General features: G+C 72.1%; 16 protein-coding genes. 11 read left to right on the top strand and 5 right to left on the bottom strand.

Annotated elements, in window-relative coordinates; translation table 11 throughout:
* Positions 1-5 precede the first annotated feature (5 nt).
* The 4 genes from ITJ68_RS17020 to tsaE are packed head-to-tail and all read left to right on the top strand — an operon-like array spanning position 6 to position 3,143.
* Entirely contained in the window at positions 6-386 is a 381-nt protein-coding gene (locus ITJ68_RS17020) for a holo-ACP synthase (RefSeq protein ID WP_194663038.1), read from the top strand.
* Positions 383-1,486, top strand: a complete 1,104-nt coding sequence (gene alr / locus ITJ68_RS17025; protein WP_194663040.1) for an alanine racemase — start codon at positions 383-385, stop codon at positions 1,484-1,486. The genes ITJ68_RS17020 and alr (ITJ68_RS17025) overlap by 4 nt, the downstream gene beginning before the upstream one ends.
* Positions 1,483-2,646, top strand: a complete 1,164-nt coding sequence (alr, locus tag ITJ68_RS17030) for an alanine racemase (protein WP_194663043.1) — start codon at positions 1,483-1,485, stop codon at positions 2,644-2,646. Before alr (ITJ68_RS17025) ends, alr (ITJ68_RS17030) begins: the two co-directional genes overlap by 4 nt.
* The gene (gene tsaE / locus ITJ68_RS17035; RefSeq protein ID WP_416354659.1) at positions 2,643-3,143 is read left to right on the top strand and encodes a tRNA (adenosine(37)-N6)-threonylcarbamoyltransferase complex ATPase subunit type 1 TsaE; all 501 of its coding nucleotides are present in this window, start codon (positions 2,643-2,645) and stop codon (positions 3,141-3,143) included. Before alr (ITJ68_RS17030) ends, tsaE begins: the two co-directional genes overlap by 4 nt.
* On the opposite strand, the gene ITJ68_RS17040 is transcribed toward tsaE, so the two are convergent.
* Genes ITJ68_RS17040 through ITJ68_RS17050 form a run of 3 tightly spaced genes read right to left on the bottom strand, consistent with a single transcriptional unit; the run spans position 3,140 to position 6,013 of the window.
* Positions 3,140-3,808 carry a response regulator gene (locus ITJ68_RS17040; RefSeq protein WP_194663046.1) on the bottom strand — a complete coding sequence of 223 codons (669 nt, stop codon included), beginning with the start codon at positions 3,806-3,808 and terminating at the stop codon, positions 3,140-3,142. The two genes, tsaE and ITJ68_RS17040, sit on opposite strands and share 4 nt — an antisense overlap.
* Positions 3,805-5,076 (bottom strand): sensor histidine kinase, encoded by a 1,272-nt coding sequence (locus tag ITJ68_RS17045; protein WP_194663049.1) that lies wholly within the window; start codon positions 5,074-5,076, stop codon positions 3,805-3,807. Before ITJ68_RS17045 ends, ITJ68_RS17040 begins: the two co-directional genes overlap by 4 nt.
* Entirely contained in the window at positions 5,063-6,013 is a 951-nt protein-coding gene (locus ITJ68_RS17050) for a CPBP family intramembrane glutamic endopeptidase (protein WP_194663050.1), read from the bottom strand. Before ITJ68_RS17050 ends, ITJ68_RS17045 begins: the two co-directional genes overlap by 14 nt.
* 139 nt (positions 6,014-6,152) lie before the next feature.
* Between ITJ68_RS17050 and ITJ68_RS17055 the strand changes: the two genes are divergently transcribed.
* The 5 genes from ITJ68_RS17055 (at position 6,153) to ITJ68_RS19675 (ending at position 9,617) form a co-directional block, all read left to right on the top strand.
* Positions 6,153-6,458, top strand: coding sequence for a hypothetical protein (locus ITJ68_RS17055; protein WP_323743359.1), 306 nt, complete (start codon positions 6,153-6,155; stop codon positions 6,456-6,458).
* Positions 6,459-6,495: 37 nt separating this feature from the next.
* Complete coding sequence (gene tsaB / locus ITJ68_RS17060) at positions 6,496-7,125, top strand: tRNA (adenosine(37)-N6)-threonylcarbamoyltransferase complex dimerization subunit type 1 TsaB (protein WP_194663055.1); 630 nt, start codon at positions 6,496-6,498, stop codon at positions 7,123-7,125.
* On the top strand, positions 7,122-7,661 hold the full coding sequence (gene rimI, locus ITJ68_RS17065) for a ribosomal protein S18-alanine N-acetyltransferase (protein ID WP_194663064.1): 540 nt from the start codon (positions 7,122-7,124) through the stop codon (positions 7,659-7,661). The genes tsaB and rimI overlap by 4 nt, the downstream gene beginning before the upstream one ends.
* Positions 7,654-8,703 (top strand): tRNA (adenosine(37)-N6)-threonylcarbamoyltransferase complex transferase subunit TsaD, encoded by a 1,050-nt coding sequence (tsaD, locus tag ITJ68_RS17070; RefSeq protein WP_194663067.1) that lies wholly within the window; start codon positions 7,654-7,656, stop codon positions 8,701-8,703. The genes rimI and tsaD overlap by 8 nt, the downstream gene beginning before the upstream one ends.
* A gap of 119 nt (positions 8,704-8,822) precedes the next feature.
* Positions 8,823-9,617 (top strand): DUF4190 domain-containing protein, encoded by a 795-nt coding sequence (locus ITJ68_RS19675; protein ID WP_194663068.1) that lies wholly within the window; start codon positions 8,823-8,825, stop codon positions 9,615-9,617.
* 54 nt (positions 9,618-9,671) lie between these two features.
* Here ITJ68_RS19675 and ITJ68_RS17080 read toward each other — a convergent pair whose 3' ends face one another.
* Entirely contained in the window at positions 9,672-10,862 is a 1,191-nt protein-coding gene (locus ITJ68_RS17080) for a THUMP-like domain-containing protein (RefSeq protein WP_194663070.1), read from the bottom strand.
* A 146-nt stretch (positions 10,863-11,008) separates the two neighbouring features.
* On the opposite strand from ITJ68_RS17080, the gene groES reads away from it, so the two are divergent.
* Together groES and rarD are read left to right on the top strand one after the other, a co-directional pair.
* Entirely contained in the window at positions 11,009-11,305 is a 297-nt protein-coding gene (groES, locus tag ITJ68_RS17085) for a co-chaperone GroES (RefSeq protein ID WP_056121496.1), read from the top strand.
* 132 nt (positions 11,306-11,437) lie between these two features.
* Positions 11,438-12,379, top strand: coding sequence for an EamA family transporter RarD (gene rarD / locus ITJ68_RS17090; RefSeq protein WP_194663078.1), 942 nt, complete (start codon positions 11,438-11,440; stop codon positions 12,377-12,379).
* A 124-nt stretch (positions 12,380-12,503) separates the two neighbouring features.
* Here rarD and ITJ68_RS17095 read toward each other — a convergent pair whose 3' ends face one another.
* Positions 12,504-13,832: an ABC transporter substrate-binding protein gene (locus ITJ68_RS17095; protein WP_194626324.1), complete on the bottom strand. Its 1,329-nt coding sequence runs from the start codon at positions 13,830-13,832 to the stop codon at positions 12,504-12,506.
* Positions 13,833-14,068: the final 236 nt, after the last annotated feature.

Here is a 14,068-nt window from a genome sequence, read left to right on the forward strand (position 1 = left end):
CGGCGATGATCATCGGCATCGGGGTCGACGTCGTCGACCTGGCGCGGTTCGAGCGCACCCTCACCAGGACGCCCGCCATGCGGGCGCGCCTGTTCACGGCGTCCGAGCTCGTGCGTGACGGTGAGCCCCGTGCGATCGCGTCGCTCGCGGCACGGTTCGCCGCCAAGGAGTCACTGATCAAGGCCTTCGGGTCGAGCGCCGGGCTGAGCTGGCAGGACCTCGAGGTCGTCTCCGACGACCAGCGGAACCCGTCGCTCACGCTGCACCGGCAGGCGCGCCAGGTCGCAGACGCGCGTGGCGTCCTCTCCGTGCACCTGTCGCTCTCGCATGATGGGGGCATCGCCACGGCGTTCGTGGTGCTGGAAGGAACAGGGGAACCGGCTTGAGTGCGTTCACGGGGATCACGGTCGACCGGGAGGCTCTCATCGCCAACTACGCGACGGTCGCCGACCAGGTGGCACCGTCCGGCGTCATCCCGGTCGTCAAGGCGAACGGGTACGGCCATGGCGCGGCTGACGCCGCGCAGGCCTTCGTGGACGCGGGCGCGGAGTGGCTCGGGGTGGCGGACATCGACGAGGGCATCGCGCTGCGGCAGGCGGGCATCGACGAGGGCGTCCGGATCCTCGCGTGGCTGCACGCCCCCGACGAGGACTTCCGTCGCGCGGCCCAGCACGGCATCACCCCGGCGGTGTCCAGCGTCGAGCAGCTCTCCAGCGCCGCCGACGCCGAGGTGGCCGCCGTGCACATCTGTGTCGACACCGGGCTCAGCCGGAACGGTGCCGTCGAGTCCGAGTGGCCGGAGCTCTTCGACCGCGCGGCCTCGCTTGCCCGCGGTGGTGCCCGCACCCGGATCGAGGGCGTGATGTCGCACCTGTCGAACGCCTCGCGCACCGACGACCTCGACCAGGACGCCTCCCTGCAACGGGCACTCGACGGGCTCCGCGTGCGGGGGATCGTGCCCGACATGGTGCACCTGGCCGCGAGTGCCGCGAGCCTCGCGCTGCCGGAGACCCGCCGCGACCTGGCCCGCGTCGGCATCGCGCTCTACGGACTCAGCCCCTTCCCCGACCGGACGTCGGCCGACCTCGGGCTGCGCCCCGCGATGCGCCTGACCGCGTCGGTGCTCCGCACCGTGGTCGTGCCGGCCGGCGACGGCGTGAGCTACGGCTACACCTGGCGTGCCGAGACGGACACGCGACTGGCGGTCATCGGCCTGGGGTACGCGGACGGCTTCGACCGCGGGTTCGGCAACCACGTCTCCGTACGGATCGGTGACCGGTTGTTCCCGGTCGTCGGACGGGTGGCCATGAACGCGATGCACATTGCCATCGGGGACGCGGACGTCGCCGTCGGGGACGAGGTCGTGCTCTGGGGCGACCCGGCGAACGGCGACCCCGCCGTCGAGGACTGGGCGTCGGCCGTCGGCACGATCAACTACGAGGTGGTGGCCCGGCTCGGCCGGAGCATCGAACGGAGGACGACGTGAGCGCGCCCCTGCGTCAGGCCGAGATCGACCTCGACGCCTACCGCGCCAACCTCGAGCGGGTCCGCGGGTGGATGCACCCGGTCGAGGTGATGGCGATCATGAAGGCCGACGCGTACGGGCACGGCCTCGAACCGATCGCGCTCGCCGCGGTCGACGCCGGCATCCGGTGGATCGGCGTGCTGACGGTCCCAGCGGCGCTGCGGCTCCGGGCGATCGGCGTCGGCGAGGACGTGCACCTGTTCACGTGGCAGCACGACCCGGCGCTGGACTTCCGCGACGCGATCGACTCCGCGGTGGACCTCGGCGTCTCGAACCTCGCCGAACTGCAGCGGATCGTGGAGGCCGTCGACCAGCGTCCAGCGCGTGTGCACCTCGGCGTCGACACGGGGCTGCACCGCGACGGGTCCTCGATCGACGACTGGCCCGCGCTGGTCGAGGCGGCCAGGGACGCCCAGCGCGCCGGTCGCATCGAGGTCGTCGCCGCGTACACGCACCTGGCGGAGTCGTCGGACGACGACGACGCTGCGTCGGTGTCCCTGTTCGAGGCCGCGATCGAGCGTGCCGAGGACCTCGGCGTCGACGTCCCGATGGAGCACGTCGCCGCGTCGCTCGCCGGGCTCGAACGCAAGGAGTTCCGCAAGGACATGGTCCGGATGGGGGCGAACCTCTACGGCATCCCCGGCGCCGACGGCGTCTCCGCGGCGGACCTCGGGCTCGAACCCGTGATGACGGTGACGGCCTCGGTCGCGAAGACGAAGCGTGTCCCCGTCGGCACCGGCGTCTCGTACGACTACACCTACCGCACGGACGACGAGACGACCCTCGCGCTCGTGCCGTTCGGCTACGCGGACGGGGTGCCGCGCTCGGCGCAGGGACGCGTCGAGGTCGCGATCAACGGCAAGCGGTACCCGGTCGCCGGTCGGGTCGCGATGGACCAGTTCCTGGTGGACGTCGGCGACGACGACGTGCAGGTCGGTGACACCGTCGTGCTGTTCGGCACGGGGGAGCGCGACGAGATGACCGTGCTGGAGTGGGGCGCCGCGCTCGACACCATCGGCGAGGAGATCGTCTGCCGGATCGGCGCCCGGGTGCCCCGCGTCTACTCCGGCCACTCGGTCGAGGGCCGCGTCGGCGAGTACCTGCGCGGAGAGCACGCGTGAGGACGCTCCTGGACACCAGCGTCCTGAGCACGGCGGAGATGGGTGCACTCGGGGCACGGTTGGCGGCCTTGCTGCGCGCCGGGGACCTCGTCGTGTTGACGGGGCCGCTCGGTGCCGGCAAGACCACGTTGACGCGGGGCCTCGGCGCCGCGCTCGGTGCCCGGGGCCAGGTGTCGAGCCCGACGTTCGTGCTCGCCAGGACCCACCCCACGACGGCCGGGCCGGACCTGGTGCACGTCGACGCCTACCGGCTGAGTGACCCGGTGGAGCTCGACGACCTCGACCTCGACTGGGACGGTGCGATCGTCGTGGTGGAGTGGGGCCGTGGGATGGTGGACGGGATCAGCGACGCCGTGCTCGACGTCGAGATCACCCGCGCGACCGGGGCCGACGTCGATGTCCTCGCGGACGACCTCGACCCGGACGACGTCCCCGACGAGCCGCGCCGTGTCGTCGTGACCGCGACCGGCCCCCGGTGGGACGGCGTCACCCTCTAGGCCTCAGGCGGCAGGACGACGCGGTTCTGGTAGGCCCAGACCACGGCCTGCAGGCGCGACCGGACGCCGAGCTTCGGCAGGATCCGCGCGACGTGGGACTTCACCGTGGACAGCTCGACGACGAGCTCGGTCGCGATGTCCTCGTTCGACAGCCCCTGTGCCAGCAGCAGCAGCACGTCGTGCTCGCGGGCGGTGAGCAGGTCGTCCGCCCGTGCCCCGGTCACCGGCTGCAGCTGCCGGCGCTCGACGAACTCGCGGAGCACGCGCTTGGTCAGCTGGTGGTCGAGCGTGCCGTTGCCTGCGGCGACCTGGCGGACGGCGCCGATGATCGTGTCCGGGTCGGCGTCCTTGAGCAGGAACCCGGACGCGCCCGCTTCGAGGGCACCGAAGACGTAGTCGTCGAGGTCGAACGTGGTGAGCATCAGCGCGGGTACGGCGGGGTCGGCATCGGGGCCGCACAGCGCGCGTGCGACCTCGATGCCGTCCAGGCCGGGCATCCGGATGTCCAGGCACGCCACGTCCGGGCGCGTGCTCCTCGCCAGGGCCAGCGCCTCGATGCCGTCCGACGCGACACCGACGACCTCGATGTCCTCCTCGGCGCTGAGCAGCGCGGAGATGCCGGCACGGACGAGGGCCTGGTCGTCGGCGACGAGCACGCGGATCACCGGGAGGACCCCTCGCGCGGGAGCACCAGGCGGACGTCCCAGCCGCCGTCCGCAGCGGGTCCGGCACTCACGGTGGCTCCCACGAGTTCCGCACGCTCGCGCATGCCGAGCAACCCGAAGCCGCCCGCCGAGGACCCCGCGACCGGAGCCGCCGACGGTGGGTCGTTGTGGACGGCGACCGTGACCTGCTCTGCTGACCGGTCGTCGACCTGGACGGAGCACGCGGTACCCGGAGCATGCATGGCGGCGTTGGCCAGGGCCTCCTGGACGGTGCGGTACGCGGCCAGCTGCGCGAGCGGGCCGATCCCGGCACCGAACGGTCCGTCGTCGTCGGAGCCCAGCGGGCGGAGGACCGAGAAGCGGACGTCACCCGGTGTCCGCGCGACCAGTTCGGGCAGCGTGACGAACGTCTCGACGGAGCGTTCGGCGGCTGCGGACTCGTCACGGAGCAGTCCGACGAGTCGGCGGAGGTCGTCGAGCACCGCGCTGCTCTGGTCGCGCACCTGGCGGACGCCGGCGTGGGCCTGCTCCGGGTCGGTGTCGATCTGTCGGTCGACGACGCCGGCCATCAGGGCGATGCCGGACAGGTGGTGCGCGGCGATGTCGTGGAGCTCACGGGCCATCGCTGCTCGTTCGCGGGCGAGGGTGGCGTCGACCATGGCCTCGCGTTCGCCGACCAGGGCGCGCTGTTCGTCGCGGCGAGCGACCCCGACCTCGCGGCGGGACCGCACGACGAGGGCGGCGAGCAGGGGGAGGGCGACGACGCCGACCGCCTGCAGGAGCCCTTGGCCGACCGCGGCGGCCAGCGGCGCGCCGAACGCGACGAGCATGTTGATCGTCACACCGGTCGCCACCAGCGCTGCCGCGGCCACCAGGGCCGGCCAGCGCCGGAGAGGCGGGATGGTCAGCACGAGCAGGACGACGGCGACGCCGACGGGGAGGGCGCTCATGCCGTAGAGGGCACCAGCGACCGCCGCGGGGACGACGGCGAGTGCCGCCGTGGCGACGAGGACGGACCCCGGCAGGCGACGGACCGGCAGGAGCGCGGCGGACTGCACGAGGAGCACGACCAGCAGCAGCCACCAGCCGCCGGAACCCACGTCCTTGCCGAGGGGGAAGCCGAGTGAGGAGCCGTCGGGGTCGGCGGCGTCGATCGCGGGGAGCGAGAGCAGCAGCCCGATCGAGACCAGGGCGGTGACGGCGGCGACGACGACGTCACGGCGACGGATGGACACGTCGGCGCTCGTCCGGGCGTCAGCGGTGGCCATGAGCCGAGTCTACGAAGCGCTGGTCGGAGCCGTGCACGACGGGCTCGTCGTGGTCGCCGGTGTAGCCGAGTCGTCCGCGGGTGCCGATGATGATCGCCAGGGCAGCGACCGTGGCCCCGATGAAGAGCACGAGCACGCCGCGGTCACCGTCGATTCCCGGGTACATGTCGGTCCAGAGCACGGAGACGGTGTTGTTCACGCCGACGTGCAGGAGCATCGACAGCGGCAGGCTCTGACCCGTGCGGTTGAACACCCACGCCATCACGACGTTGAAGGTGATCGTGAAGCCGGCGAAGACCAGCGGCGCGGTCCAGTGCGCGTCGGGCCACCCGCCCCAGTCGCTGAAGAAGAGCGGCATGTGCCAGAGCGCCCAGAGCGGGCCGAGGACGGCGGCGGCACCGAGCGGGCCGAAGCGACGCTGGAGACGGGGGAGCGCGAAGTCGCGCCAGCCCGGCTCCTCGGACAGCCCGGTCGTCACCATCTGCAGCGCGAGCGCCGGGACGATCGTGGCGAGCGCCAGCAGCGACGGTGGGTTGACGACCCCGCCGGACGCGATCGCACCGGCGGCCACCACCACGAGCGGCACCGCGACGAGCGCGAGCACGTACCACTGCCACGCGACCCGCCACTTCCAGAGCCGTCCGACCCAGGTGCGGAGACCGGCACGGCCGTCGGTGACCGCGGTGACCAGGAACGCGGCACCGAGCGGGCCGAGGAGCGCACCCGGCAGGACCCCGGCGAGCTGTGCCGAGCCGAGCATCTCCGGCACGTGGACGTCCCACACGCCGAGCCCGTGCGGGGACAGGATGTACGGCAGCCAGGCGAGCCAGCTCAGGCCGCACGCGAGGACCGCGAACGCGACGAGCGGGTGGCGCCGGATGAGGTTCGGGGCACCTCCCGTGTCGGTCGTCGCCCTGGTCGGGGTGATGGTGGTCATGATGTCCTCCGTGTCGATCCGCAACCGTCGATCGGTCACACCACGACGCTAGGAACAGCAGTCGTCTGGGACGACCGGAGGAAGGACGAGGTCTCGGACATCGTCCGGAAGGAGGAGGCGTGGCCCGTATGCTTCGGCGGTGGACTCGACACTGCCCTCGGGGACGACACGACGCCGTGTCGAACTCCGGATCACCCGCCCGCTGCTGACGTGGTTCGCCCGTCCGACCGTCACGATCAACGGCGTCGGCCAGCCCGCCCAGTGGGGCGTCGGCACCTGGGCGGTGCCGGACGGCGACACCGAGATCGGCGTCTACTGCTACAACCGCGCGTGGCGGTTCGGAGCCGCGCACATCACCGTCGCCCCCGCTGACCAGAGGTACGAGTACCGTGTCGGCGTCCTGCCCGTGGGACCCGGGACGCTCCGTCCACAGCCTGCGGCCTAGACCCCGGCGAGGCTCCCGAGCCGCCTACGATGGACGGGTGCTGCTCGCGATCGACACCTCCGCCGGGACCTCCGTCGCCGTTGTCGACCCTGCGACCCGCCAGGTCCTCGCCGAGCGCTCGACGGAGGACACCCGCCGGCACGCCGAGGTCATCGGCCCCTTCCTCGCCGAGGTCCTCACGTCCGCCGGCATCACCCCCGCCGACGTCACCGGCGTCGTCGCCGGCATGGGTCCAGGACCCTTCACCGGCCTCCGCGTCGGGATCGCTGCCGCCCGGACCTTCGCGGCCGCGCGAGCCGTCCCGCTCCTGCCGCTCGTCAGCCACGACGCGGTCGCGGCGGACGTCGCCGCGACCGACCCCGCCGACGCCGGCCCCTTCGTCGTCCTGACGGACGCCCGCCGACGCGAGGTCCACTGGAGCGTCCACGACCAGGCCGGCACGCGCACCGCGGGGCCCGGACTCGCCAAGCCGGCGGACCTGGACGACGTGCTGGGAGCCTCCGGGGCGTTCCGGCGGGTCACCGCAGCCACCGTCCCAGCCGGGAGGCTCGGGGTGCTCGCCGCGGACCGGCTCGCCTCCGGCGCATCCTTCGCCGAGGACGCCCCCCTCTACATCCGCGAGCCCGACGTGACCGTGCCCGGCGCTCCGAAGCGGGTCGCACGGTGACGCTGCCCGACGGGCTGCGCCTGCGGCGCGCCCACCCGCAGGACCTCGACGACGTGATGTGGCTCGAGCACGCCTCGTTCCCGACCGACGCCTGGTCGGCATCGCAGATGTCCGGGGAGCTGTACTCCCCGCACGGGTACTACGTCGTCGTCGAGACCACCGGGGAGGGCGCATCGACGGTCGTCGGGTACGCGGGGCTGTCCTCGTTGCCCGGCAACCCGGTGGCCGACGTGCAGACCATCGCGGTGTCGGCAGAGCACCGCGGGCAGGGCATCGGGCGGACGCTGTTCACCGAGCTCCTCGACGAGGCCCGGCGTCGTGGCGTGCACGAGGTCTTCCTCGAGGTCCGCGCGGACAACCCCGTCGCCCAGACCATGTACACCGGGTTCGGGTTCGAGCAGATCGCCGTCCGACCCCGCTACTACCAGCCGGACGGGGTCGACGCGTGGGTGATGCGGGCGGAGCTGCCGCCGGTGTCGGCCGCACCACCGCGGACCGGGCCCGGCCCGATCGGACAGGAGACCTTCGATGCGTGAACCGCTCGTGCTCGGCATCGAGACCTCGTGCGACGAGACGGGCGTCGGCATCGTCCGCGGGACCACCCTGCTCGCGAACGTCATCGCGTCGAGCATGGACGAGCACGCGCGCTACGGCGGCGTCGTGCCCGAGGTCGCCGCACGCGCCCACCTCGAGGCGATGACGCCCACGCTCACCCAGGCGCTCGCCGAGGCAGGCGTCACGCTCGACGAACTCGACGCCGTCGCGGTCACCGCGGGGCCGGGGCTCGCCGGTGCCCTCATGGTCGGGGTCGGGGCCGCGAAGGCGCTCGCCGTGGCCACCGGCAAGCCGCTCTACGGCGTGAACCACCTGGTGGGCCACGTCGGGGCGGACGTCCTGCGTGCGGACGGCAGTGCGATCGAGCTCCCGACCGTGGCGCTGCTGGTGTCCGGCGGGCACACCTCGTTGCTCCTCGTGCGGGACCTGGTCGGCGACGTCGAGCTCCTCGGCGAGACCATCGACGACGCCGCGGGCGAGGCGTTCGACAAGGTCGCACGACTCCTGGGGCTGCCGTACCCGGGCGGGCCGCAGATCGACCGCGCCGCTGCCGACGGTGACCCGACCGCCATCCGGTTCCCCCGTGGGCTGACCCTGCCGAAGGACATGGCCGCGCACCGGTACGACTTCTCGTTCTCCGGGCTGAAGACCGCCGTCGCGCGCTGGGTGGAGCGCTGCCGCGACGACGGGCGCGAGGTCCCCGTCGCCGACGTCGCCGCCAGTTTCCGCGAGGCCGTCGTCGACGTGCTGCTGACCAAGGCGCTCAACGCCTGCCGGGACACCGGGGTGGACCGGCTCCTGCTCGGCGGCGGCGTCGTGGCGAACGCCCGCCTGCGCGCCGTGGCCGAGGCCCGCTGCGCTGAGGCCGGCGTCGCGCTCCGCATCCCCCCGCTCGACCTCTGCACCGACAACGGTGCGATGATCGCGGCCGTCGGGGCGCGGCTGGTCGCCGAGGGGCACGCGCCGAGCGACCTCGACATCGCCGCGGACTCCACGCTGCCGGTGACGACCGTCCAGGTCTGAGCGCCGGCCGCAGCTGCTGGTCCGCCCCCGTGCCGCCCCGAACAGGGCTGGGTCGGCGGGTCCGCGCCTGTGGCAGGCTTGCAGGCGACGGCCGCACGGGTCGTCGGGAGGGGTGCATCGTGTCCGATCAGAACCAGTGGCCGAAGCCGGGCGAGCAGCGGCCGGACGGACAGCAGCCGGACGCGTCGGCACCAGCACCCGGATCCGCGGCCGAGCCCGGTGGGTACGGGCAGGACGCCCCGCAGCAGCAGAACCCGTACCAGCAGCCGGGTCAGCCCCAGGCGAACCCGTACCAGCAGCCCGGGCAGTACGGGCAGAGCGGTCAGGGGCAGGGCGGTCAGGGGCAGTACGGCCAGGGCCAGTACGGCCAGCAGCCGCAGCAGCAGTACGGGCAGCAGCAGTACGGCCAGCAGCCGGGCCAGTCCGGCCAGGGCCAGCAGCAGTACGGCCAGGGCCAGGGCCAGGGCCAGGGCCAGGGCCAGTACGGCCAGCAGCCCCAGTACGGCGCTCCGCAGAACCCCTACGCCGCGTCGAACCCGTACGCAGCCTCGAACTCCTACGCGCAGCCCGGGGCCTACGCCGCAACCGGCTACCAGTCCTACGGGCAGCGGGCGAAGACGAACGTGCTCGCGATCCTGTCGATCGTCTTCGGCATCGGCTCGCTGTTGTTCGTCTTCATCTTCGTGGGTTTCGCCACGGGCATCGCCGGCGCGGTCATGGGGCACATCGCCCTCCGCAAGATCAAGCAGACCGGCGAGAACGGCCGCGGTCTCGCACTCACCGGCATCATCACCGGCTGGGCGGCCGCGCTCTTCACCATCCTGTGGATCGTGTTCATCGTGCTGCTCGGCGCCCACGCTGGCGGCGGCTACACCGACTACGGCAGCTACGACTCCGGCGCCTTCATCCGCTGACGACGCTGACGACACTGACGGCGCTGCGCCGCTGACGGCCCGGACGCCCCTGCGTCAGAGCCGCTCGCAGAGCACCGCCGTGTGCCGCCCCTCGAGCCGGGTGAGCACGAGCGTCACCCGGCCCGTGCCCCCGCGCAACCGGAGGCGCTTCCGGAACTCGGCCGGGTCGACGTCGACGCCCCGCTTCTTGATCTCGACGGTGCCCACGCCGTCGGCGGCCAGGCGTGCGGCGAGCTTCTTCACGTCGAGCGGCATCGTGTCGAGCACGCGGAACCCCTGCGCGAACGGCGTCGGCACGGCACGGTCGGCGCTGACGTAGGCGATGCCCTCGGAGAGCATCCGCCCGTCGAGCTGCCGTGCGAGGTCGCCGATCAACCGGGCGCGGATCACGGCGCCGTCGGGCTCGTAGAGGTACTCGCCGAGCGGCCCCGTGTCGACGTCCTCGGTGTCGCCGTCGGCGGTCAGCTCCGCGATGCCGTGCGCGCCGATGACGGTCGCCGCGCGTCGGATGCCTGGTCGTGCGAGCGGGCCGAACCACAGGGCGAGCTCGACGACCTCCCGGTCGACGGACGTCCACTGCGCCTCGGCGGTGTCGGGGATCAGGTCGCGGTCGATGCCCGGTCCGAGCTTCACGCCCGTCGGGGTGGTCGTCGCGGCGGCGAACACGGTGTCGAGCGACGGTGACCAGTCGTCCGGGTCCGCCAGACGACGGGTGTTCGTGTGCCCGGTGGTGCGCCGTGCGGGGTCCATCCACACGCCGTCGACGCGGGTCAGGTCGAAGGCGGCCGCGTCCCCGAGCTCGACGCGGGCGTCCGGCCAGAGCGCGAGGTTGTGCGTCGCCACCGCTGCCGTGACCTCGTCGCGGTCGACCGCCGTGACGTCCAGGTCGAGCGCCGCCATCGCCATCGCGTCCCCACCGATGCCGCACCCCAGGTCCGCGACCCGGCGCAGGCCGGCGGCGGCGAACCGTCCGGCGTGCTGTGCGGCGACGGACAGTCGGGTGGCCTGTTCGAGCCCCGCCTCGGTGAAGAGCATCCGGCTCGCGAAGTCGCCGAACTTGCCCCGCGCCTTCTGGCGGAGCTTCGCCTGCGTCAGCACCGCTGCGACGAGTCCGGGGTCGTGGCCCTCGGCACGCAGCCGGGACACCACGCGGACGATCTCACCGCCGTCGGAGACCGCCGGGGTGCGGTCGAGCAGCGCCATGCCGTCCGGGGTCAGCAGCTGAGCGAGTTCGGCAGCGTCCATGAGACGATCCTGTCATCACCAGGAGACCTGGCACTCGGATTGACCGAGTGCCAGCCGCCCCCTACAGTTGGACCTGGCACTCTCGTGCGCGTAGTGCCAACCGGTTTTCATCTGTACCAGTCAGTACCGAGAAAGAAGAGGTCACCGTGGCCGTCACCATCAAGCCGCTCGAAGATCGCATCGTCATCCGTCAGGTCGAGGCGGAGCAGACCACTGCATCCGGTCTCGTCATCCCGGACACCGCGAAGGAGAAGCCGCAGGAGGGCGAGGTCGTGGCCGTGGGTCCGGGTCGCATCGACGACAACGGCAACCGCGTCCCCCTCGACGTCGCCGTCGGCGACAAGGTCATCTACTCGAAGTACGGCGGAACCGAGGTCAAGTACTCGGGCGAGGACCTGCTGGTCCTCTCCGCCCGCGACGTCCTCGCGGTCATCGAGCACTGAGACAGCTCCACTCCTCGAACGCCCCGTCAGCCCTGCGCTGACGGGGCGTTCGTGCGTTCCGGGGACGGTCCGGGCCGGCCTGGAGGCTCCCCCTGCGTCCGCCGCGTCGACGTGCGTCCGTAGCATTGGTGCGTGACAGAGCGCGTGGTGCGGAGCGAGGCGTCGGTCGGGGTCCTGCAGGCGGTCATCGCGTACGGGCTCTGGGGGCTGATGCCGCTGCTCTTCGTGGCGATGGCGCCCGCCAGCGCGTTCGAGATCGTGGCCTGGCGCATCGTCGTCGGTCTGCTCTTCTGCCTGGTCGGCATCGCGCTCACCCGGTCGTGGCTCCGGACCCGGTCCCTCGTCGCCCAGCGCCGGGTGATGGGCGTGATGGCGATCGCCGCCGTGCTCATCCTCGTGAACTGGACCGTGTACGTCCTCGCGACGACGACGGGTCACACGGTCGAGGCCGCGCTCGGGTACTTCATCAACCCGCTGGTGACGATCGCACTCGGCGTGGTCCTGCTCCACGAGCGGCTGCGCCCGGTGCAGTGGGCAGCGGTCGGGCTCAGCGTCGTGGCCGTCGTGGTGATCGCCGTCGGGTACGGCCAGATGCCGTGGATCTCGCTCGCGCTGGCGTTCTCCTTCGGGCTCTACGGCCTGGTGAAGAAGCGCGTCGGCGGGACGGTCGACGCCCTCAGCGGGCTGACGATCGAGACGATGTGGCTGACGCCGCTCGCGGTCGTCGCCCTCGTCGTGCTCGGGGCGACGGGCGTCGCGGGCGGGATCACGTTCGGGTCCGAGGGCTGGGTGCACGTGCTCCTGATGCTCGGCGCCGGCCCGGCGACCGCGGTGCCGCTGCTCCTGTTCGCGTCCTCCGCCCGTCGGCTGTCCCTCTCGACGCTCGGGCTGACGCAGTACCTCACGCCCGTGCTGCAGCTCGTCGTCGGCGTCGTGGTCCAGCACGAGGCGATGTCGGCCTCGCGCTGGATCGGCTTCGGGATCGTCTGGGTCGCCCTGCTGATCCTGACCACCGACTCCCTGATGGCTGCGCACCGCGCCCGCCGCACCGTGCTGCCGCGTCCAGCGGCCTGACGGACGCCAGCCGAGCCTCCCGTCCGCCCTCACCGGACGCCAGCCGAGCCTCCCGTCCGCCCTCACCGGACGCGGAACGGCCCCGGGAGCCGAGCTCCCGGGGCCGTTCAGTGGTGGTGCGGTGCTACTTCTTGACGGCGCCCTGGATGGCGCTCTGGTAGACCGGCTTGTTGTCGCCGTCGAACTTGTAGATGCCGATGTAGGCGGTGGACGGGTCGTTGTTCGCATCGAACGGACCGATGCCGGACGGACCCGTGTAGTGGATGTCCTTGCCGCCGTCGAGGAGCGTCTTGCAGTCCTTGAACGTGGCGCACTCGGTGCCGCCGTCGACGCCGGAGACCTTGTCCATGTTGGCCTGGATGGTCCCGGAGTCGGTGCCCTTGCCCTTCACCGCTGCTAGGGCGGCGAGGGTGGTGGCGTCGTAGGACTCCGCCGCGTACGAGTAGTCGGCCAGCTCCTTGCCGGAGGACTTCTTGTAGAACTCGGCGAGGCGCTGCTTCAGGTCGTCCTTCGGCGAGGCGCCGGGGATGGTGCCCTGGGCACCCTCGAGCGTGCCCGGGTCGAAGTCCTTCGAGTAGTCAGCCGTGTTGCCGTCCGACATGTAGATCTTCGCCATGTCGGCGTTCTGCGACTTGAGTTCGGGGATGATCGACTTGGTCTCGTCGAACGCCAGCACGACGATCGCGTCAGGCTTGGTCGCGAGCGCGGCCGTCACCTCGGACGAGAACGTGGTCTGTCCGGGCGGGAACTCCTGGCCCTTGCCCTTGCCGCCGTAGACGACCTGGCCGCCGGAGGCCTCGACGGCCGCCTGCACGGAGTTGCGCAGGCCGGTGCCGTACGTGTCGTTGAAGACGAGGAACGCGACCTTGGCGTTGCCGTCACCGGTGACGAGCTGGCCGAGCGCCGAACCCTGCACCGAGTCCGGCGGAGCGGTCCGGTAGTAGTACGACGAGTAGCCCGAGAGGTCGGACGCGGTGTTCGCGGGCGAGATCTCGACGATGCAGTTGCTGGTGAGCTGGTCGATGACGTTGAGCGTCACGGACGAGGACTCGGCGCCGATCGCGACCGGGACCTTCGCGTTGACGAGCTTCGTCGCCGCGGAGCTCGACACGGTCATGTCGGTGCTGTCACCGGAGTCGGTCTGCGGCGAGATGGCGACGTCCTTGTCGAGCACCCCACCAGCGGAGTTGATGTCCTCGACGGCCAGGCCGACACCGGACTCGGCGGGCGGGTTGAGGTAGGCCAGCGATCCGGTGAGGGGCAGGATCGTGCCGATCTTCAGCGCGTCGGTGCCGGGCGACGACGGCGCCTTGCAGCTCGAGGCCGGGTCCTTCTTGGCGGCCGAGGCCGACGAGGACGGGCTGGTGCTGCCGGAGGTGGAGCACGCCGCGAGCAGGACCGCAGCCGCTCCCGCCAGTGCCAGCGCCGTGGTGACGCGGGTGGTTCTGATCATCCGTGGAACCCTTTCTGTGCGCGGAGGCCGTTGCCGCATCGGGTCGAGTGCGGCACCTCCACGTGGGGATGCGAGCAAAAGTAGGGTCTGCGTGTTTCGCCCGTGTGACGGGGTGGTACGGAAAGTGTTTCGTTACGAAGCCGTGACGAAGGCTGTGCGGACGTTCGGGGTCGGGCCGCGGGGCTGAGTGCGCGGTCTGCGCCGGGCGGATGGTCCGGTCTCGGAGCTGCTTGCGC

Origin of the sequence: Curtobacterium sp. VKM Ac-1395, from assembly GCF_015350975.1 — a bacterium.
Taxonomy (GTDB): domain Bacteria; phylum Actinomycetota; class Actinomycetes; order Actinomycetales; family Microbacteriaceae; genus Curtobacterium.